The sequence below is a fragment of the Enterococcus sp. LJL120 genome (assembly GCF_054871765.1).
Genome location: NZ_JBTXLV010000009.1, coordinates 1 through 20,811, shown reverse-complemented (window position 1 = coordinate 20,811; position 20,811 = coordinate 1). Strand labels below are relative to the sequence as shown.

The following is a 20,811-nucleotide window of genomic DNA, read 5'->3' as shown; positions in this document are numbered from 1 at the left end:
GCTGTGACATTAGGTGTAACAGAGTAGAAATTTCCAAAGACTAATTGGCAGATGCCAATTAAATAGTATGAATTTGCGCAAAGTCCGACTAAGATGATGCGCACGTTCAAGCTACTGCGGGATTTCAACTGTTAACAAGACTAATGCCACAGCCTCTTTTCTTGATTTTAGCAAAGGAGGTCCGCAAAATGGCGGCAGCAAATCTATTTGCCGAATTTCAAAAGCAATATCAAAGGTCTTGGCAGAAAGAAAAAATTTTAGTAGCCGTTTCCGGCGGAGTTGATTCAATTGTCCTATTGAATCTGCTGCAAAGGCTGGCACCAGTTGGAAATTTTCAACTGGCCGTCGCCCATGTCAATCATAATTTGCGGGCAGAATCCATAATGGAAGCAGATTATTTACGAGAATTTTGTCAGCAAGCAGGACTGGCCTTTTGCGAAGCCAGTTGGCAGGAAGTCCCCGCCAGCGGTTTTGAAGCGGCTGCTCGGGAATTTCGTTATCAATTTTTTGCAGAAACGATGCGACAAAATGATTTTTCGCTGTTGATGACGGCCCACCACGGGGATGACCTTGCAGAAACAATTTTGATGAAGCTAATTCGTGGTGGTCATCTGGAAAATTTTGTGGGCATTTCTCCAAGCCAGCCCTTTGCGAACAAACAACTAGTTCGGCCGCTCTTGCCGTTTACAAAAGCAGAGCTGAGAGCCTATGCCGCTGAGCAGCAGCTGGACTATTTTGAAGATGCTAGTAATCAAAGTTTACTCTATCAGCGCAATCGGCTGCGGCAACAGGTCTTGCCGTTATTAGTTGAAGAAAATCCCCGGACTGTGGCTCATCTGGCGGAATTTTCAACTAAACTGGCAGCCGCTAATCAACTGGTAGCAGAGGAGATGAACCAGCTCTATCAAAAGCTGGTCCAAAAGCAGATAAATCCTGTCAGTTATCAGCTAAACTTAACGGATTTTTTGACTTATTCACAGCCGCGTCAAGAACTTTTTTGGGATTACTTTTTTGAACGAGTCCGCAGTGAAACTGGAGTGGTCGGGAAAAACAGCCAACTCAATCAAGTGAAAGAGCTGCTGGAAAATTCTCAGGCTCCGCAATGGCAGGTGGACTTTGCTGACGGTTGGCAGCTACGGCGGCGCTACCAACGACTGATTTTTGAAAAGTCTATTTCAAACGAAACAATTGAAACAACTGAAATTGTCAAAGCTCTACCGCTTCTAGAAAAAGGTATTTTTATTAATGAAACAAGCTGGTTGGCGATTTTCCCAACAGAACAGCCAGTTCCAATCCCTGAAATAGCCCAAGCATGGCCAGCTTGGCAGCGGGAATTTAGTTATCAAAAAAACAGCAAATTCTTTTACCGCTCCCGTCAGGCGGGGGATTTCATCCAGTTATCGTCAGAAATGCATAAAAAAATTCGCCGCTATTTTATCGATGAAAAAATCCCGACTGAAAAGCGGGCTGAAGCTTTAGTGATTTTATCTGATGAAGAGCAGATTTTGGCGCTTGTTCCCCACCTGCTTTCCTATTTGAGTATTGCTCCAGAAACTGATACAATACACTACACATTGCTTTATCGAGCAAAAAATTTATGATGTTAACCTGCTAAAAAAATAGTTCGTTTTTTAAATCAATGAGGAGGATTTACTAGAGAATGTTAGAAAAAGACATTGAAAAAGTTTTGATTACCAGAGAGGAGATTCAGGCTCGCTGTGCTGAACTGGGACAAGTTTTGACAGCGGAATATGCCGGTAAAAGTCCTTTAATCGTCGGTGTTTTGAAGGGTGCTGTACCTTTTATGGCGGATATTATTCGGGAAATTGACGGCCACTTGGAAATTGATTTCATGGATGTTTCCAGCTATGGAGCTGCTACGGTTTCTTCTGGAGAAGTCAAAATTGTTAAAGATTTGGACACAAATGTAGAAGGTCGGGACCTGTTGATTGTCGAAGATATTATCGACAGCGGGCGGACGTTGGCGTATCTGGTGGATTTGTTTAAATACCGCAAAGCCAACTCTGTGAAAATTGTGACATTGTTGGATAAACCAGAGGGTCGTGTGGTGGATATTCAAGCTGATTATGTCGGCTTTGATGTGCCAAATGAATTTGTGGTGGGCTACGGCTTAGACTACGCAGAAAATTATCGCAACCTGCCTTATGTCGGTGTTTTAAAACCTGAAGTTTATCAAACAAATTAGTGCCTTTTTCCCTGTGAGTTATGTTACAATTGAATGGTCAGAATTGATTAAAAAAATTAAAGTAAAATTCTTATAGTCATGGGAGGGCGAATATGAACAAAAAAGGTAATGGTATGATGAAAAATACCTTATATTATGTCCTCGTAATCTTAGCGATGGTGATGGTTGTCTATTTTATTTTCGGCAACAATTCTTCCCAATCAACAGATATCGAGTACTCAACATTTAAGCAACAACTTGAAGATGGAGAAATTGAATCCTTCTCTATCCAACCGGCTAACGGTGTGTATCGCATTACTGGTGAATACACTAGTTCGCAAACGGTTGACAATTCTGGGGGCTTAGCAATTTTAGGCTCCACCAGCAGTTCTACTACAAGCTTTACCACGATTGTACTGCCAAATGATTCGACTTTAAATGAAGTCTTAAATCTGGCAACAGACAATGATGTCGACACAACGGTCCGGGAAGAATCCTCCAGCGGTGTCTGGGTGTCTCTATTAATCAGCTTCCTGCCAATTGTGTTCTTATTATTCATCTTCTATATGATGATGAGTCAGCAAGGCGGCGGTTCTGGTGGCGGTGGCGGCCGAGTGATGAGCTTTGGTAAATCAAAAGCCAAAGAGGCCGACAAAAAAGCCAATCGGGTACGTTTCTCTGACGTAGCCGGTGCCGAAGAAGAAAAACAAGAACTAGTTGAAGTTGTGGAATTTCTAAAAGATCCCCGTCGCTTCGTTGAACTAGGTGCCAGAATTCCAGCAGGGGTACTGTTAGAGGGCCCTCCAGGAACTGGTAAAACTTTACTTGCTAAAGCCGTTGCTGGTGAAGCCGGCGTACCATTTTACTCGATTTCTGGTTCAGACTTCGTGGAAATGTTCGTTGGGGTCGGTGCTAGCCGAGTGCGGGATTTATTTGAAACTGCTAAGAAAAATGCACCTGCGATTATCTTTATCGATGAAATCGATGCCGTTGGTCGTCAACGGGGCGCTGGTATGGGGGGCGGACACGATGAACGTGAACAAACCTTGAACCAATTGTTAGTTGAAATGGATGGTTTTGATGGTAACGAAGGTGTTATCGTGATTGCCGCAACAAACCGTTCTGATGTCTTAGACCCTGCGTTATTACGTCCAGGTCGTTTTGACCGCCAAATTTTAGTTGGACGTCCTGACGTTAAAGGCCGTGAAGCGATTCTAAAAGTTCACGCGAGAAACAAACCTTTAGCTGATGATGTTGATTTGAAGGTTGTAGCCCAACAAACACCAGGTTTTGCCGGTGCTGATTTGGAAAACGTCTTGAATGAAGCAGCTTTAGTAGCGGCTCGCCGCAACAAGAAGAAAATTGATGCCTCTGATATCGATGAAGCAGAAGACCGGGTAATCGCCGGACCTGCTAAAAAAGATCGGGTAATCAACAAAAAAGAACGGGAAATGGTGGCCTATCACGAAGCCGGTCATACGATTGTCGGTTTAGTCTTAAGCCGGGCCCGGGTTGTCCATAAAGTAACGATTATTCCTCGTGGCCGCGCTGGCGGTTACATGATTGCTTTACCAAAAGAAGACCAATTCTTAATGACCAAAGAAGACATGTTTGAACAAATCGTTGGTTTACTAGGTGGTCGGACGGCAGAAGAAATCGTCTTCGGCGTTCAATCAACTGGTGCCTCTAATGACTTTGAACAAGCCACTTCATTGGCCCGCAGCATGGTAACTGAATACGGCATGAGCGATCGCTTAGGACCAGTTCAGTATGAAGGTAATCACCAAGTCTTCGTCGGCCGTGATTATGGTCAAACTAAGGCTTACTCTGAACAAGTTGCCTTTGAAATCGACCAAGAAGTCCGCAAGATTTTAGTGGAAGCCCATGATAAAGCTCGGGAAATTATTGAAACGAACCGGGACAAACACAAACTGATTGCCCAAAAATTATTAGAATTTGAAACCCTTGATGCTAAGGCAATCAAATCATTATATGAAGAAGGCAAGATGCCGGATGATGCTGCTAGCAGCGAATTCCCAAGCGAAAAAGCGCAAACCTTTGAAGAAGCGAAACGTGCTTTAGAAGAAAAAGATGCGCAAAAGCAAGCCGAAGAAAAACGTGATTTTGAAGCTGCCAAACAAGAGCTTCACGAGGAAACGGAAGAAGTTAAATTAGAGGCTGACCAAGAAAGTCATAAAGTCTCTGAAGAAATTTCTGAAGAAAAAGCAGACAAAAAAGATGACGACGATCATGATGATTCAGATTATGACCGCAACAACTTTGAAGATCGCTACAAATAAACACAAATTGAAAACCACCTGCAAAATATCGATTTTGCGGGTGGTTTTTTTGACAACTTAAAATGTGGTAACATTACTTTTATTAAAGGAGGCCAGCTATGTTCACCTATCAAAAATTTACTAGCCAAGCGCCTGCCTATCAACAGGCCTTGTCACTAAGAGACAAACTCTTGCGTCAGCCGCTAGGAAAATCAATTTATGATGAGGACCTACTGATTGAAGCAGAAAATGATTTCTACGGAGTTTTTATTGGAGAGCAGCTGATTGGCACAGTCAGCTGGTTTAAAGTGACTGAGCAAACTGCGCATTTGACGGCTTTTGCGGTGGCGGAAGCTTATCAACAGCGGGGCTTAGGTAGCTGTTTATTAGATTTTTTAGTTGCTGATTTGCTGGAGCGAGGTTTCCAGCTGATTGAAGTGGACGCTCGCCAGACTGCACTGGAATTTTATCAGAAAAATGGTTTTCAAAAAATTAGCGGGCCAGTGGGGAATGCCACCGGAGCCATCGACTTTCAAATGGTGCGCAGATTAGCTTAAAAACAACACTCTGCTTAGAGCAATTTGAGTGAAGTTGTTTTCTCATTAGCAAGAAATTGTTATACTATTTAAAAGAGGTGAAGCTCATGGCGACGCTTTCAGATGTTGCAAAGAAAGCTAATGTATCGAAGATGACTGTTTCCCGGGTAATTAATCACCCGGATCAAGTGACGGATGAGTTAAAGGAACTTGTATTCCAAGCGATGAAGGAGCTGGATTATCAGCCGAATATTGCGGCAAAGGCGCTAGTCTCCAAGCGTTCGCAGATTATTAAGCTGCTGATTTTAGAAGAAATTGACACGACAGAGCCTTATTACATGAATTTATTGATGGGGATTGCCGAAGCAGTCGGCAAGGCCCATTATTCCCTGCAGTTGGTGACAGAATCTGGCTTTGACATCGGAGCTAGTGATGGCTATATTATTACTGGTTTTCGGGACACAGATTTCCAGTGGATGAGTCAATTGGACAAGCCGGTGGTACTTTTCGGCGAAAATCATTATGGCTATGATTTTGTCGACAGCGACAATCGCTACGGTACTAATTTGACGACCCATCATGCTTTAGAAGTCGGTTATCAAAATATTATTTACATCGGCATTGATATTGATGAGGCCTTTGAGCATTCTCGAGAGGCCGGCTATCTCAATGCCATGAAAAAACATCAGTTGCCGACGGAAATCCAACGCTTTAAAAATCGGTCGACAATGTCGCAAAATTTTATTGAGGACAATTGGCCTTTTCCAAAAAATACTTGCTTTGTCTGCAGCTCCGACCGTTTGGCCTTAGGGATTGAGCGGGGAATTTTAAATTGCGGCGGCGATGTGCCAGAGGATTACGGGATTATCGGCTTTGACGGCGTCTTTTTAGATCAGGTCAGTTCGCCGAAACTGACGACTGCTAAACAGGCCATCATCAAAATGGGCGAGGTCTGCGGTGAACTGTTGATGAAAAAAATTGCTGAAGACGGAGCCAATCAAGGCAGCCGAATTTTTCTGCCGGAATTGATTGTTAGGGAGTCTACTCGGCAAGTGAAAAACTAACCCCATAGAAACAGAAATTAAAAATTGAGATAATCAACGAATTTTTTGGCGACAGCTAGCTGTCTCAAGGTATGAACAGCCTGCAAGTTTTAAGCAGACCAAGCAGTGCTTTAAACCCAGCAGCCAACTAAAATTAAGTTCGTTGATTTTTTTGTGGCTTTTTATTAGCTTTTTTTGTTACCGGTAACAAACAGGAATTGATTGAGCTGGCGGGCAAGATTCGCTATCATGAAAGTGCATTCTAAACTTGACTTGGAGGAAACGTTTTATGAATACAGCAGCTTTATATCACCGCCCTGAAAGTGAATTTGCTTATCTTTATACACCGGATAAAATGCGGATTCGTCTGCGGACCGGGCGCCAAGATGCCCGCAAAGTCGCCTTAATTAAAGGCGACCCTTATCAAATTGACAGCGACCGCTGGTATTTGGATAAAACACCAATGGCAAAGCTTCTCAGCACTGACCTGCACGATTATTGGGAGATTGAAGTCGGCGCTGAATTTCGCCGGTTGCAATATGGCTTTTATGTGGAGGGTTACGATGGGCTAGAACTTTTATATTGTGATCAAGGGGTTTACCCTTATACGGAAGAAAATTTGGCCAATGCTAATTTTTATTTTCGGATGCCTTATTTCCAAGAGATTGACCGCTTTAAAGCACCGGCATGGGTCAAGGATACGGTTTGGTATCAAATTTTTCCAGAGCGTTTTGCTAACGGCAATCCTAAAAATGACCCAGAAGGTACGTTACCTTGGGGCAGCAAATTACCGGATCGGGAGGACTTTTTCGGTGGGGACTTGCAAGGGGTGTTGGACCACTTGGATTATCTGAGTGATTTGGGGATTACCGGCATATATTTCTGTCCGATTTTTAGAGCGACTTCCAATCATAAATACGATACGATTGATTATTTTGAAATTGATCCAGATTTTGGCGACAAAAAATTATTTAAGAAATTAGTCGATGAGGCCCATAAACGGGGCATGCGGATTATGTTGGATGCTGTTTTCAATCACATGGGGGATTTTTCACCGCAATGGCAGGATGTCATTAAAAATGGTGAAAAGTCTAAATACAAAGACTGGTTCCACATTCATAATTTCCCGGTGGACGACTATCAGATGACGGACTTGCCGGAAACGGCGGCCAATTTAAATTACGACACCTTTGCCTTTACGCCGCATATGCCAAAGCTGAACACTGCCAATAAAGAAGTTCAGAAATATCTGCTGGACATTGCCGGCTATTGGATCCGCGAGTTTGATATTGACGGCTGGCGCCTAGATGTTGCCAATGAAGTAGACCATCATTTTTGGAAATTATTCCACACTGAAGTGACCGATTTGAAAAAGGACTTCTATATTTTAGGCGAAATCTGGCACTCTTCCCAAAGCTGGCTACAGGGGGATGAATTCCATGCCGTGATGAACTACGCTTTCACCGACAATATCAAAGATTTCTTTTTTGAAAAGAAATTCTCGGCGGCTAAAATGGTCAGCGGGTTGAATCAGCAGCAACTTTTGTATCGGGATCAAGCCAATGAAGTTACTTTTAACCTCTTGGATTCCCACGATACAGCCCGAGTTTTAACTTTGAGTCAAGGAAACAAGGAGCTGACGAAGGCGGCTTTGGCCTTTATGTTTTTACAAAAAGGCTCGCCTTGTATTTATTACGGAACTGAGATTGGGATGGAGGGAGCTGATGATCCCGATTGCCGCCGCTGTATGATTTGGGAGCCGGAAAATCAAGATTTAGACATGTTGGCCTTTACGAAAAAATTGATTGCCCTCAGAAAAGAGTACAGCGATTTAATAACTTATGGTCAACTTGATTGGCTGCAGGCTGATGAAGATAGCGACAGTGTCATCTTCCGCAAACGTTATGGTAATCAAGAGTTGGTCGCCTCCTTTAATGAGAGTGAAGAAACCCTACCGCTTTTTGATTCAGAGCAAGTTTTACTAGATCAAGGCTTATACACCGCAGAGCACGGTGAACAGTTTTTAAAACAGCACGGCTTTAGCATTAGTCTTAAGACAATTGAAGCGTAACAAAATCCTGTTACCGGTAACAGAGAGAAAACGGTTGCAAAAGTTATTTTTCCTCAGCATAATAAACGTGTAAACAAAACACATTTAGGGGGAAATAAAACATGAAAAGCTATAAAAAATTTGGTCTTGGGTTAGTGGCTGCCAGTGCAGCATTAACATTAGCAGCGTGTGGCGGCGGTTCTGACAATTCGACAGCCGATAGCGGCAGCAGTACTAGTGGTGGATCAGATGACAATACGTTAACGGTCTCTGTCGACAAAGGCTACGTGGATTATATCAATGAAATCAAAGGCACCTTTGAAGATGAAAACGGTGTAACAATTGAAGTCATCGAAAAAGACATGTTTGACCAATTAGACGCCTTGGCATTAGATGGACCTGCTGGCAAAGCGCCAGACGTGATGATGTCTGCTTACGACCGAATCGGTGGCTTAGCTCAACAAGGCCATTTAGCCGAAGTGACTTTAGGTAATGCTGACGATTACGATGAAACTGACCAAGCACAAGTGACGGTGGACGATAAAGTTTATGGGGCGCCAGCCATCATTGAAACATTGGTTCTTTATTACAATAAAGACCTGATTGATGCGGCACCAACTAGCTTTACTGAATTAGAAGCTTTAGCAGAAGATTCTCGTTTTGATTTTGCTTCTGAATCAGGCAAAAATACTGGCTTCTTAGCAAAATGGACTGACTTCTACTATTCATATGGTTTGATGGCCGGCTATGGCGGATACATCTTCGGTGAAGACGGTACAGACACGAGCGACATTGGTTTGAATAACAGCGGAGCAGTTGAAGGTATCACTTATGCAACTGACTGGTTCCAAAATGTATGGCCACAAGGGATGCAAGATATCACAAGTGCCGGCGACTTTGTTACTAACCAATTTACTTCTGGTGCCGCAGCAGCAATTATCGATGGCCCTTGGCAAGCTGCCACTTATACCGATGCTGGCGTGAACTTTGGGATTGCTAAGATTCCGACATTAGCTAACGGTGAAGATTATCAAGCCTTTGGTGGTGGTAAAGGCTGGGTTGTCAGCAATTACTCTACTCATAAAGACACAGCACAAGAATTCTTAGACTATTTAACAAATCAAGAAAATCAAGAAAAATTATACGAAGACACCCAAGAAATTCCAGCGAACCAAGCAGCTCGGGAAACAGCTAGTGCTGCCGGCAACGAATTGACAACTGCCGTAATTGAGCAATATGCAAGTGCGCAACCAATGCCGAATATTCCTGAAATGGCTGAAGTTTGGACGGGTGAAGAAAACATGATGTTTGAAGCGGCTTCCGGCACAAAAACACCTCAAGAAGCTGCTGACGATGCAGTTCAAACCATTAAAGATGCGATTGAACAAAAATATTAAGCCGCTTAACGGATAATTTTTAAAGCAGACAGCTAAACAATGCAAGATAAGGGGCTGTGACCTAAACAATCGCCAATCAAAAATAGCCGAACTATATTTGATGAACGCTCCGCATTGTCACTGGGAAGTGACAGGGCGACTTCTCGATAGTTCGGTTATTTTATTGTTAAAAGGCAGGTCGCAGCACTTATTTTTTAGAAAAGAGGGATGGTTCTGTGGAAACAACACATAGTGTCAATAAAGCAACCTTGTTATCACTGATTCCAGGTTTAGGGCAGTTTTACAACAAGCAAAAGAGCAAGGCGCTGATTTTTTTCGCAATTTTTATCGCCTTTGCTGCAGAAATGGTTTTAGTCGGCTTCCAGACCTTTGCCAATCTGATTTCACTGGGAAGCACGCCGATGGTCGATCATTCGCTATTCTTGATGATTCGCGGCGTCTTACAATTAATCATCACTGCAATCTTTTTATTCTTCTATTTTATTAATATCTATGATGCCCGCAAAGTCGCAAAATTATGGCAGAGTGGTCACAAGGTCAATACGACGTTTAAGGAAATTTTCTTAAATGTTACAGATAAAGGCTTTCCTTATCTTTTAACCTTACCGGCCTATGCCTTAATGACGTTTACGATTATTTTTCCAGTGCTGGTTACCTTATTTATGGCCTTCACCAATTATGATTTTCGCCATATTCCACCGGCGAATTTAATCGATTGGGTCGGCATCAAAAACTTTGTCGATATTTTCTTCTTAAGCACGTATCGCAAACCCTTCGTGGCGGTCTTTACCTGGACAATTATCTGGACCGTTTGTGCCACCACCCTGCAAATTGCTTTGGGAATTTTGACGGCCGTAGTAGCCAATCAAAAATTCATCAAATTCAAACGGGTTTTCGGAGTAATCTTCTTGCTACCATGGGCGGTTCCGGCCTTTATCACGATTATGAGTTTCTCCAATATTTTCAACGATAGTATCGGGGCGATTAACACCCAAGTTATTCCCTTTTTAAATAATCTGCCTTTTGTCGATATCGGAGCGATTTCTTGGAAAACCGATCCCAATTGGACCAAGGTTGCGATTATTATGATTCAAGGCTGGCTGGGCTTCCCGTATATTTATGTGATGGTCACCGGGATTTTGCAGTCGATTTCAGAAGACTTGTATGAAGCAGCTAGAATTGACGGAGCGAATGCTTGGCAACGCTTCAGCAATATTACCTTGCCGGCAATTTTCTTAGTGGCAGCCCCAACCTTTGTCACCCAATATACCGGTAACTTTAATAATTTCTCGATGATTTACCTCTTTAATAATGGTGGCCCCGGCAGTGTCGGCGGCGGTGCCGGTTCGACGGATATCCTAATCTCCTGGATTTACAAACTGACCACCGGACAATCACCGCAATACTCATTGGCATCGGCCATCACCTTGATTATTTCGGCCATCGTTATCACAGTGTCGTTAATTGTCTTTAAACGAACGAACGCCTTTAATATGGAAGGGGAGTAGACCATGAATAAATACAAATTCAAAAAGATGCTGCCGAAAATTTTCACCTATCTCTTTCTGATTTTGCTATCGGTGATTATTATCTATCCGCTTTTGATTACGGCTAGTACCGCTTTTAAATCAGGGAACATTGCCTCCTTCTCATTGGATTTCAATTCCGAATGGACGCTGACCAATTTTGAGCGGCTCTTTACCGAAACCCTTTACGGCATTTGGTATAAAAATACTCTGATTATTGCGATATCTGCCATGATTGTTCAAGTGGCGATTGTTACACTGGCGGGGTATACTTATAGTCGTTACCGCTTTGCCGGTAAGAAATTCAGTCTGATTTTATTTTTAGTCATTCAAATGGTGCCGACAATGGCAGCCTTGACGGCCTTTTATGTAATGGCCTTCTTATTGGATGCTTTAGACCGCTATTGGTTCTTGACGATGATTTACATCGGCGGCGGGATTCCCATGAATACTTGGCTGATGAAGGGTTATTTTGATACTGTACCGATTGACTTGGATGAGTCGGCGGAATTAGACGGTGCCGGACATCTCCGAATATTTGCCCAAATCGTGTTGCCATTAGTACGGCCGATGATTGCCGTGCAAGCGTTGTGGGCCTTTATGGGACCATTTGGCGAATTTATGTTGGCCCGCTTTTTATTGCGGACCCCAGAAAATCAAACGGTTGCCGTAGGATTGCAAACTTTTATCAGCGATGTCACCAATCAAAGAGTGTCGCTATTTGCGGCGGGAGCCATTTTAATTGCCCTGCCGATTTCAATCCTTTTCTTCTTCCTACAAAAACATTTTGTCACCGGCTTAACTTCTGGAGGAACCAAAGGCTAATTATTTTTTGAAAGGATGTTGAAACTTGAAAGCTGAACAGTTCCCGATTAATTATTTTAGCGGTATCGCTTCACCAAGAAAAATCTTTTTAGGCAGGAAAAATTTCAGTTGGTTTCAACTGATTTTCATCTATATCTTTTTAAATGCTTTATTATTGATTCCGGTCACTTTAAATTTGGCCACCAGCTATCAGTTTTCTTTAGCGGATTCACTGCCGGAGGTCGCAGCTCTCTTAGATGACCAGACCGCAGCCGCCTTTTCTGAGTTGCCAATTGAAAACGGCGAATTAGAGACCAGTGAGTCAACTATTTTAAATCAAAGCGCCGATGGAATTGTCGGCGTCAATTTAACTGAGGCAGAGCTGGCGGGGCAAACGACAGTTGTTAATTTTACCCCGACCACTTGGCAGATTACAGGTTTACAGGGGGAACGGGAGTACAGCTTTGAGCTGTATTACACCGACAGTTTAAATCCTAGTCAAGCTACTAGCGGTGCAGCATTGCAAAAGCTGCTGGGCCAGCAATTTTTTGCCAATCAGCGGCTGCCGATTATTATCAGCGCTCTATTGGCCACCGGCTTTCTGCTGTTTGTGATGAATTTGTTCTTAGTTTTGGGGAGCGCCTTTTTCCTTTGGCTGACCAAAAAGAGCAGCTTTTCCTCCATCGGCTCCTTTAAAGAAAGCCTGAGCATCATCATTCAATGTCTTGGCTTAGGCACGATTTTAGCCTTTGTTTTTGGGCTGATTTACTATGACGTGACCATGATGATTGCTGTTCAAATGCTGACGATGATTATTTTGCTTTTTGCAATCTACATCCGCACCAAATTTAAAGACCAGAAAGTGAGTGGAGAAAATGTATAAAAGGTTGTTTGAAATCGATCCTTGGAAAATAGCGACCCATCAATTAGATGTGGAAAATAAACGTTTAATGGAAAGTTTAACCTCCATCGGTAATGGCTATATGGGGATGCGGGGCATGTTTGAAGAAACTTATTCGGGTGAAACTCATCCCGGCACGTATTTAGCAGGCGTCTGGTTTCCAGATAAAACCCGGGTCGGCTGGTGGAAAAACGGCTACCCCGATTATTTCGGCAAAGTCATCAATGCCACTAATTTTATCGGCATGGAAATCGTTATCGACGGCACTGAGGTTGATTTAGCGCAGGGAGCTTATGAAGAGTTTTACACCGAGTTGGATATGCGCAACGGTGTCTTAAAACGCAGCTATCTCTATCAGCAAGGAGATGCCAAAGTCAAATTGACCTTTGAACGCTTTGTCAGCATTGTCACCAAGGAGCTGGCCTTTGTCAGAGTATCGGTTGAAATTTTAGCCGGCGAACCGCTAATTGAAATCCTGTCAAAAATTGACGGCAATGTCCGCAATGAAGACAGCAATTACGAAGAAACCTTCTGGCTGGAAAAAAATCGCGGCAGTCAACCGGAATTGGCTTTTCTGACAACCGAAACGATTCCTAATAATTTTGGCACCCCGCGTTTTTCAGTGACAACTGCTATGAAAAATCATATCTCCCGGGAAAGTCTGCGGGAATTACGCAGCAGTCCACTACAGGTTGGCGAGTGTTTCTCTGTTAACGGACAAACTGGTGATCAGTTCGCCGTTGAAAAAATGGTGGCGGTCATCACCAGCCGTGATGTCGAAGAGGCTGAGCAGGTCAAAGTAGTTCAAAAACTAATTGATAAAAATAGCAACAAAGATTTTACTGAACATTTAGCTGAGCAGACTGCCGCTTGGGGAGCCCGCTGGCAACAGGCGGATGTCAAAATTGACGGCGACCCGGAAGCGCAACAGGGTATTCGCTTCAACCTCTTCCAGCTGTTTTCAACTTATTATGGAGAAGATGCCCGCTTAAATGTTGGACCAAAAGGCTTCACCGGCGAAAAATACGGTGGGGCAACCTATTGGGACACCGAAGCCTATATCGTACCGATGTATCTGTCTGTGGCGGAACCGGAAGTTAGCCGCAAATTATTGGAATATCGCTATAATCAATTGCCGGGGGCCTTTATCAATGCCCGCCGTCAAGGTTTAAAGGGTGCGCTTTATCCAATGGTGACCTTCACGGGAGTCGAGTGCCACAACGAATGGGAAATCACCTTTGAAGAAATTCACCGTAACGGTGCAGTGGCCCATGCCATTTATAATTACACCAATTATACCGGCGACACCAGCTATCTTTATAGTGATGGCATCAAGGTTTTGGTTTCGATTGCCCGCTTCTGGGCGGATCGGGTGCATTATTCTAAACGCCAGCAAAAATATATGATTCACGGCGTCACCGGACCAAATGAATATGAAAATAATGTCAATAACAACTGGTACACCAATTATATTGCCGCTTGGGTCTTAAAATATGCGGCGGAAAACTATCCCAAATCTTTAGCGGCTTCGCAAAAGGAATTGGATGTTAGCCCAGAAGAACTGACCCACTGGCAGGATATTATTGATAATATGTACTTCCCTTACAATGAAGAACTCGATGTTTATGTCCAACATGACACCTTCTTGGATAAGGATTTAATGTCCACTAGTAAACTGGCTCCAGAAGACCGGCCGCTAAATCAGCATTGGTCTTGGGATAAAATTTTACGCAGCTGCTTTATCAAGCAGGCGGATGTTTTACAGGGGATGTATTTCTTCGGTAATCAGTTTACTAGAGAAGAAAAAATGCGCAACTTTGATTTCTATGAGCCGATGACGGTCCACGAATCTTCATTGTCACCATGTGTGCACTCGATTTTAGCGGCAGAATTAGGCAAAGAAGAAAAAGCGATTGAGCTGTACAAACGGACTGCTCGTCTAGACTTGGATAATTATAATAATGATACCGATGACGGCCTCCACATTACCTCAATGAGCGGCAGTTGGCTGGCGATTGTCCAAGGCTTTGCCGGCATGCGGACCTTTGACGAAGCGCTAAGCTTTAAGCCCTTCTGTCCAGCCGATTGGCAAGGCTACTCCTTTGTGATTAAATATCGGGAACGGCAAATCGAAGTGACTGTTGATCAAAGTCAAGTCACCTTGAAATTAAAGGCCGGAGCAGCGTTAGACTTGAAACTTTATGACCAAGCGCTGACCTTGGAAGCAGCACAGCCAATTGTGACCTCAATTCAAAAAAGCGAATAAGTTTTATGTTTAGCATTAGAAAATACAAAACCGAGCTTCTCCCAAACCAGCTTGCTGGTGGAGAAGCTCGGTTTTTAACGCAACAGAATTACAGCGCGGCTTTTGACAATTTTTTTTGAATTAAATACAGCAAAAGGCCAGCTGCTATCAGGCCGATAAGTGTGCAGGGCAAGCCGCCTTCTAAGCCAAAACTGCCGCCGTTTAACCAAGCAGTCTGCTGCGATAGCGTTGTCGTAAAAATCGCCGAGCTGCTGCCAAGGTCTTGTCCGCTGACGGCAATGCCAAAGACGGGGCCCTGCATAAAATTCCAAATGGTATGGGCTGCCCCAACCACCCACAAATTCTCAGTCAGATAAAACAGCAGCGAAAAGACGAAACCAAAGAGCATCAGATTGACAAGTGAAATCACCGACATATCGGGATTCGCACCGTGGAATAATCCAAACAAAAGCGAATTGCCGACAATTGCGACCGTTGCATTTTTCCGGTGGCCGACTAGGTTCATCAGATAGCCTCTAAAAAAGACTTCCTCTGTCATCCCTTGGACCATAAAACCTAAAAACAACAGAAGCATCAACAGCCAATTGGTGGACTGACTCAAGCTAATCGATGCGCTGTTGAATACGAGACACAGACCTAAGACCAGCACAAGACCAATTGCCCCCAGCAATAAGCCGGTCAAATAGTTTGCTACCAATTTTATTTTTACAAATCCTAAGGCCGCTAGCGGCTGCTTGTTAAAATATTTAAAAATCAATAATAACGCAAGTAGAGGAACCGCAAAGAACAATAAATTTGGCAGTGTCGATTGGGAGAGCTCGGTTAGGCGATCAATGGCATTGGGCTGTTGGTTGACGGCGCTATAGATGACTATCGCAACGCCTAGCAGAGTGCCTGCGACCGTTTGGCCCACAAGAAAAATAAGCATGGTGCTGAAAAAAGGCAGCCACCATTTGCGGCTGGCCGGCTCATCAATTAGATTCATGCTGGGAATCTTCGGTAATTTAGTAAACATAAGTCACGTCCTTTTACAATAATTTCGATAAATCAATAAAAAAATAAGCGATTAATAAAATAAATTATAGGGATTATGATTAATTTATCAATTCCAATATTATTGTACCTTCTTGATAAGGAATTAGGCACTAACAAGTTTGTTAGACCTGTTAGCTTTTATTCACTTTATATACAGTTCAACTAAGGATAGCTTTTACCCAAGGACTTGCTAGGAAAAGAAGTCTATCAGTACAGCAATTTTTGTCCTCTTTGAGATGCAAAGGACGAAATTTCTTGGCATAGGCAGTTTCAAAACTGTCAGAAGAATATTCAAAATACTGCGCAATAAAAAAATGAAAACCAAAAAAATAGTTCGTTTATGTGTTTTTAGAAGCCTTGCCAAGAGCTAGTAAGTAGCTCCACCGCTCTTCTTCCAATCAAGAAAAGTTGAAATATTTTCTGAAGGCTAGTATTATGCAAGAATGAATGCAACTCAAGAGGAGAAAAAGCGATGACAGAAGATTATTTAGTAAAAGCCTTATGCTACGACGGATTTGTGCGGGCTTATGCAGTGAAGGCGACAGAGGCTGTAGCAGAAGCTCAGCGCCGCCATGATACTTGGCATACCGCTTCGGCGGCTTTAGGCCGCACGATGGTCGGCGCCCTTTTATTGGGCGCGACTCTCAAGGGCGACGATAAATTAACCGTAAAAATTCAAGGGGATGGACCGGCTGGTGCGATAGTTGTCGACAGCAATGGCCACGGCGATGTCAAAGGCTATATAAAAAATCCCCACATCAGTCTGCCGGCTAATCCTCAAGGAAAATTGGATGTTAAAGGGGCTGTCGGAACAGAGGGCATGTTCGTGGTAATTAAAGATTTAGGGTTGAAGGAACCTTTTTCTGGTCAAACACCGATTGTCTCCGGTGAAATTGGCGAAGATTTCACCTATTACCTAGCAGTTTCTGAGCAAATCCCCTCAGCGGTGGGCCTAAGCGTTTTTGTGGACACTGATGACAGCATTAAGACAGCTGGCGGCTTTTTGATTCAAATCATGCCAGGGGCCGATGAAGCCATCATTGATAAAATTGAACAGCAATTACAGGAAACGCCATTAATCTCAAAATTATTAGATGAAGGTCAAACGCCGGAGGAAATTTTACAAGGGCTAGTTGGAACCGAACAATTAGAAATTTTAGAAAAAATGCCAGTTCAGTTTAAATGCGACTGCTCCAAGGAAAAATTTGCTTCAGCAATTATCGCCTTAGGACCAGACGAAATTCAGCAGATGATTGATGAAGACCACGGTGCTGAAGCCGTCTGCGCATTTTGCAACAACAAATACTACTACGATGAAGCCGACCTTCAAGCCTTGAAGGCCGAAGCGCTAGGAGAATAATATGTCTGCATTAAATCAAAGCTGGAAAATCGGCGATGTTGAAATCCCCAATCGGGTCGTCGTGGCTCCGATGGCGGGTATCACCAACGCCGCCTTTCGGGTCACCGTCAAAGAGTTCGGTGCTGGCCTTGTGGTGATGGAAATGATTAGCGATCAAGGGATTCATTTCCGCAACAAAAAAACCTTGGAAATGCTCTACATTGATGAAACGGAACATCCTTTAAGCGTGCAGATTTTTGGCGGCTCCAAGGAGAGCTTGGTGGAGGCGGCAAGCTTCGTCCAAGAAAATACCACCGCAGATATCATTGACATCAACATGGGCTGTCCCGTCAACAAAGTGATTAAAGCCGAAGCCGGTGCCAAATGGTTGCTGGACCCCAACAAGGTTTACGAAATGGTCGAGGCTGTTTCCGCTGCCGTCGATATTCCCGTGACGGTTAAGATGCGCACCGGTTGGGATGAAGACCACGTCTTTGCGGTGGAAAATGCCCTGGCTGCCCAATCAGCGGGAGCGGCGGCGATTGCGATGCACGGCCGCACTCGAGTTCAAATGTACGAAGGCCATGCTAATTGGGAAATTTTAAAAGAAGTCAAAGAGCATTTAACGATACCCTTCATGGGCAACGGGGATGTCCGCACCCCAGAAGACGCCAAACGCATGTTAGAAGAAGTCGGCGCAGATGGCGTGATGATTGGCCGAGCTGCGCTAGGCAATCCCTGGATGATTCACCGCACCCAGCAGTATCTGGAAACCGGTGTGTTGATGCCAGAACCTAGTCCGCGGGAAAAGATTGCCACGGCGAAATTGCACTTGAGGCGTTTAGTCGCTTTAAAAGGCGAAAAGGTCGCTTGTCGAGAATTCCGTCAGCACGCAGCCTACTATCTAAAAGGTGTTTCCCGGGCTGCCAAAGTCAAGGCGGCGATTAATCAGACAGAAAACGAAGCGACGATTGCAGGTTTGCTGGATGATTTAGTGGATAAATTGGAGAGTAGAGAGAAAATTACTAGCATCTAATATGTAGCAAAATTTTTTGCAAAGTGGCGCCTTGTTGCTCTTTAGAGATAGAAGACCCGTCTAGTAGTCGGTTCAGCCAAAACAAAATAAAATTTCCCGAAAATTTTTATTTGAAAAAAGACGCAACAGTTCCACCAGCTTTCTTCTATAGAAAGAAACCTGCTGTAAAATATTTGACTGCGACTTCCGCAATGGGGTCGCAGTTTTTTATTTTTTAAGGAAAAGAATTTCAACTTGCATTTTCTGTTCTTCATTGGCATTATAGGGAAGAGACATCAAGAACGGAGGAAACAGAGTGACAGAGGAACAACAAAACAGTCAACAAGAACTAAATGATCAAATGCTGGTCAGACGTCAAAAGATGGAAGAACTACAAGCAGAAGGCATTGATCCCTTCGGCAAACGTTTTGACCGCACCCATAATTCAAAAGAGCTGCATGAATTATTCGACCAACGCACCAAAGAAGAACTCGCTGAAATGAATTTATCCAGCAGCGTTGCTGGTCGAATGATGACCAAACGGGGCAAAGGCAAGGTCGGCTTTGCGCATTTGCAAGACCGGGAAGGCCAAATTCAAATCTATGTCCGCAAAGATGAAGTCGGCGATGAAGCCTATGAAACTTTTAAACACAGCGACTTAGGAGATTTCTTCGGCGTTACCGGACAAATTATGAAAACCGACATGGGGGAAGTTTCGATTAAAGCTAGAGAAATTACTCTGCTTTCTAAAGCCTTGCGCCCATTACCAGATAAATACCACGGCTTAACGAATATTGAACAGCGCTATCGTCAACGCTATTTAGATTTAATCAGCAATCGTGACAGCTTTGACCGCTTTATGAAACGCAGCCAGATTATTAGTGAAATCCGCCGTTATTTGGACGGACAAGGCTATATCGAAGTTGAAACGCCAACTCTGCATAATGAAGCCGGTGGCGCAGCAGCGCGACCATTTATTACTCACCACAATGCGTTGGATATTGATTTGTACCTGCGCATCGCCCTTGAGCTGCATTTGAAACGATTAATCGTCGGCGGTATGGAAAAAGTCTACGAAATTGGTCGCGTCTTCCGTAATGAAGGCATTGATACGACCCATAATCCTGAATTCACGATGCTGGAAGCTTATACAGCTTATTTTGATTTTCAAGATGTGATGAAATTGACAGAAGGCATTATCCGAAATGCTGCTGAAAAAGTTCTCGGCACCACTAACATCACTTACAATGAAGAAGCGGTTGATTTGGGAGCTCCTTTCAAACGTATTCACATGGTCGATGCCATTAAAGAGCAAACCGGTGTTGATTTCTGGAAGGAAATGACAGTGGCAGAAGCACGGGCTTTAGCGAAGGAACACGACGTGGCAATCACCGATGCTATGGAAGTCGGCCATATTCTCAATGAATTTTTTGAAACCTTTGTTGAAGATACTCTGCGTCAACCAACATTTGTTTACGGACATCCAGTCGAAGTTTCCCCTTTGGCTAAAAAGAATCCTGAAGATCCTCGTTTCACCGATCGCTTTGAATTATTTATTGTCGGCAAAGAGTTTGCCAATGCCTTTACCGAATTAAATGATCCAATCAATCAAAGAGGCCGTTTTGAAGAGCAGGAAAAAGAACGGGAGCAAGGAAACGATGAGGCCCATGGAGTGGATGAAGATTTCCTAGAAGCACTGGAATACGGCATGCCGCCAACCGGAGGCCTAGGTATCGGAATTGATCGTCTAGTAATGTTGTTAACCGATGCTCAATCTATCCGCGATGTCTTATTATTCCCGACGATGAGATAAGTTAGAAAACAGCGCATACCCTTCTGATAAATTTACTTATCAGAAGGGTATTTTTTTATAGAAGGTCATTTTATGTCTCAATTACAAAAGAAAAATGAAGATATTTAACAACTTTGATTTTTTTGAGATTTTTTAAACTTTTTTCACTTTTTTTGTTGACGGAGATTGCTTCCCATGATAAACTAACGAAGTTGCTTGAGACGACGGTCAAACATTAGTCATACCAATGCTTACCGGATTTTCAAGAAATATTTTCAGCCCTGTATATCCAACGACTAATTTTAAATTATTGAAAAATAAATTAAAAAAGTTGTTGACAATCATCTGAAAAGCTGATAAGATATAAAAGTTGCTGAAACAACAGATTCGCTTCTTTTTGAGAGGCTGAATCGCAACATGTAGACCTTTGAAAACTGAACAAAGCAAACGAACCAATGTGTAGGGCGTTCTTGATATTCAAGAACAAAATAAACATTGCAAGCAAAAGCTAGCAAACAATTAATGAGCTAACAATCGCAAGATTGTGCAAACACTTTTATTATGAGAGTTTGATCCTGGCTCAGGACGAACGCTGGCGGCGTGCCTAATACATGCAAGTCGAACGCTTTTTCTTTCACCGGAG

The 20,811-nt window shown here is 43.3% G+C and carries 15 protein-coding genes and 1 rRNA gene; 15 read left to right on the top strand and 1 reads right to left on the bottom strand.

The annotated features are described in order from the left end of the window. Window positions 1–188 precede the first annotated feature (188 nt). The 11 genes from tilS to ACYSNU_RS14695 all read left to right on the top strand — a co-directional run bounded on the left by tilS (window position 189) and on the right by ACYSNU_RS14695 (window position 14,987). Window positions 189–1,601, top strand: coding sequence for a tRNA lysidine(34) synthetase TilS (gene tilS, locus ACYSNU_RS14745; protein ID WP_461737959.1), 1,413 nt, complete (start codon window positions 189–191; stop codon window positions 1,599–1,601). Between the two features lie 59 nt (window positions 1,602–1,660). Then, on the top strand, window positions 1,661–2,206 hold the full coding sequence (gene hpt, locus ACYSNU_RS14740; protein ID WP_461737958.1) for a hypoxanthine phosphoribosyltransferase: 546 nt from the start codon (window positions 1,661–1,663) through the stop codon (window positions 2,204–2,206). A gap of 92 nt (window positions 2,207–2,298) precedes the next feature. After that, entirely contained in the window at window positions 2,299–4,485 is a 2,187-nt protein-coding gene (gene ftsH / locus ACYSNU_RS14735) for an ATP-dependent zinc metalloprotease FtsH (protein ID WP_461737956.1), read from the top strand. Window positions 4,486–4,583: 98 nt separating this feature from the next. Further along, window positions 4,584–5,021 carry a GNAT family N-acetyltransferase gene (locus tag ACYSNU_RS14730; protein WP_461737955.1) on the top strand — a complete coding sequence of 146 codons (438 nt, stop codon included), beginning with the start codon at window positions 4,584–4,586 and terminating at the stop codon, window positions 5,019–5,021. Window positions 5,022–5,107: 86 nt separating this feature from the next. Beyond that, window positions 5,108–6,064, top strand: coding sequence for a LacI family DNA-binding transcriptional regulator (locus ACYSNU_RS14725; protein WP_461737954.1), 957 nt, complete (start codon window positions 5,108–5,110; stop codon window positions 6,062–6,064). Between the two features lie 268 nt (window positions 6,065–6,332). Continuing rightward, on the top strand, window positions 6,333–8,114 hold the full coding sequence (locus ACYSNU_RS14720) for a glycoside hydrolase family 13 protein (protein ID WP_461737953.1): 1,782 nt from the start codon (window positions 6,333–6,335) through the stop codon (window positions 8,112–8,114). A gap of 101 nt (window positions 8,115–8,215) precedes the next feature. Continuing rightward, entirely contained in the window at window positions 8,216–9,490 is a 1,275-nt protein-coding gene (locus ACYSNU_RS14715; RefSeq protein WP_461737952.1) for an extracellular solute-binding protein, read from the top strand. Window positions 9,491–9,705: 215 nt separating this feature from the next. Next, the gene (locus ACYSNU_RS14710; protein ID WP_461737951.1) at window positions 9,706–10,998 is read left to right on the top strand and encodes a carbohydrate ABC transporter permease; all 1,293 of its coding nucleotides are present in this window, start codon (window positions 9,706–9,708) and stop codon (window positions 10,996–10,998) included. A gap of 3 nt (window positions 10,999–11,001) precedes the next feature. Further along, a complete protein-coding gene (locus ACYSNU_RS14705; protein ID WP_461737950.1) occupies window positions 11,002–11,841 on the top strand; it encodes a sugar ABC transporter permease in 840 nt (279 codons plus the stop codon). Window positions 11,842–11,866: 25 nt separating this feature from the next. Further along, the gene (locus ACYSNU_RS14700) at window positions 11,867–12,703 is read left to right on the top strand and encodes a hypothetical protein (protein ID WP_461737949.1); all 837 of its coding nucleotides are present in this window, start codon (window positions 11,867–11,869) and stop codon (window positions 12,701–12,703) included. Then, complete coding sequence (locus tag ACYSNU_RS14695) at window positions 12,696–14,987, top strand: glycoside hydrolase family 65 protein (protein WP_461737948.1); 2,292 nt, start codon at window positions 12,696–12,698, stop codon at window positions 14,985–14,987. The genes ACYSNU_RS14700 and ACYSNU_RS14695 overlap by 8 nt, the downstream gene beginning before the upstream one ends. Before the next feature lie 88 nt (window positions 14,988–15,075). Here ACYSNU_RS14695 and ACYSNU_RS14690 read toward each other — a convergent pair whose 3' ends face one another. Then, the gene (locus ACYSNU_RS14690) at window positions 15,076–16,002 is read right to left on the bottom strand and encodes a CPBP family intramembrane glutamic endopeptidase (RefSeq protein ID WP_461737947.1); all 927 of its coding nucleotides are present in this window, start codon (window positions 16,000–16,002) and stop codon (window positions 15,076–15,078) included. 492 nt (window positions 16,003–16,494) lie between these two features. On the opposite strand from ACYSNU_RS14690, the gene hslO reads away from it, so the two are divergent. The 4 genes from hslO to ACYSNU_RS14670 form a co-directional block, all read left to right on the top strand. Beyond that, a complete protein-coding gene (gene hslO, locus ACYSNU_RS14685) occupies window positions 16,495–17,382 on the top strand; it encodes an Hsp33 family molecular chaperone HslO (protein ID WP_461737946.1) in 888 nt (295 codons plus the stop codon). A gap of 1 nt (window position 17,383) precedes the next feature. Then, entirely contained in the window at window positions 17,384–18,397 is a 1,014-nt protein-coding gene (dusB, locus tag ACYSNU_RS14680) for a tRNA dihydrouridine synthase DusB (protein WP_461737944.1), read from the top strand. Between the two features lie 295 nt (window positions 18,398–18,692). Beyond that, on the top strand, window positions 18,693–20,189 hold the full coding sequence (gene lysS, locus ACYSNU_RS14675) for a lysine--tRNA ligase (RefSeq protein WP_461737943.1): 1,497 nt from the start codon (window positions 18,693–18,695) through the stop codon (window positions 20,187–20,189). 536 nt (window positions 20,190–20,725) lie between these two features. Next, window positions 20,726–20,811 (top strand): 16S ribosomal RNA (locus ACYSNU_RS14670); the annotation flags it as partial.

Coding starts and splice junctions, on each gene's coding strand:
- tilS (WP_461737959.1), top strand. CDS start 189: ATGGCGGCAGCAAATCTATTTGCCGAATTTCAAAAGCAATATCAAAGG.
- hpt (WP_461737958.1), top strand. CDS start 1,661: ATGTTAGAAAAAGACATTGAAAAAGTTTTGATTACCAGAGAGGAGATT.
- ftsH (WP_461737956.1), top strand. CDS start 2,299: ATGAACAAAAAAGGTAATGGTATGATGAAAAATACCTTATATTATGTC.
- ACYSNU_RS14730 (WP_461737955.1), top strand. CDS start 4,584: ATGTTCACCTATCAAAAATTTACTAGCCAAGCGCCTGCCTATCAACAG.
- ACYSNU_RS14725 (WP_461737954.1), top strand. CDS start 5,108: ATGGCGACGCTTTCAGATGTTGCAAAGAAAGCTAATGTATCGAAGATG.
- ACYSNU_RS14720 (WP_461737953.1), top strand. CDS start 6,333: ATGAATACAGCAGCTTTATATCACCGCCCTGAAAGTGAATTTGCTTAT.
- ACYSNU_RS14715 (WP_461737952.1), top strand. CDS start 8,216: ATGAAAAGCTATAAAAAATTTGGTCTTGGGTTAGTGGCTGCCAGTGCA.
- ACYSNU_RS14705 (WP_461737950.1), top strand. CDS start 11,002: ATGAATAAATACAAATTCAAAAAGATGCTGCCGAAAATTTTCACCTAT.
- ACYSNU_RS14695 (WP_461737948.1), top strand. CDS start 12,696: ATGTATAAAAGGTTGTTTGAAATCGATCCTTGGAAAATAGCGACCCAT.
- ACYSNU_RS14690 (WP_461737947.1), bottom strand. CDS start 16,002: ATGTTTACTAAATTACCGAAGATTCCCAGCATGAATCTAATTGATGAG.
- hslO (WP_461737946.1), top strand. CDS start 16,495: ATGACAGAAGATTATTTAGTAAAAGCCTTATGCTACGACGGATTTGTG.
- dusB (WP_461737944.1), top strand. CDS start 17,384: ATGTCTGCATTAAATCAAAGCTGGAAAATCGGCGATGTTGAAATCCCC.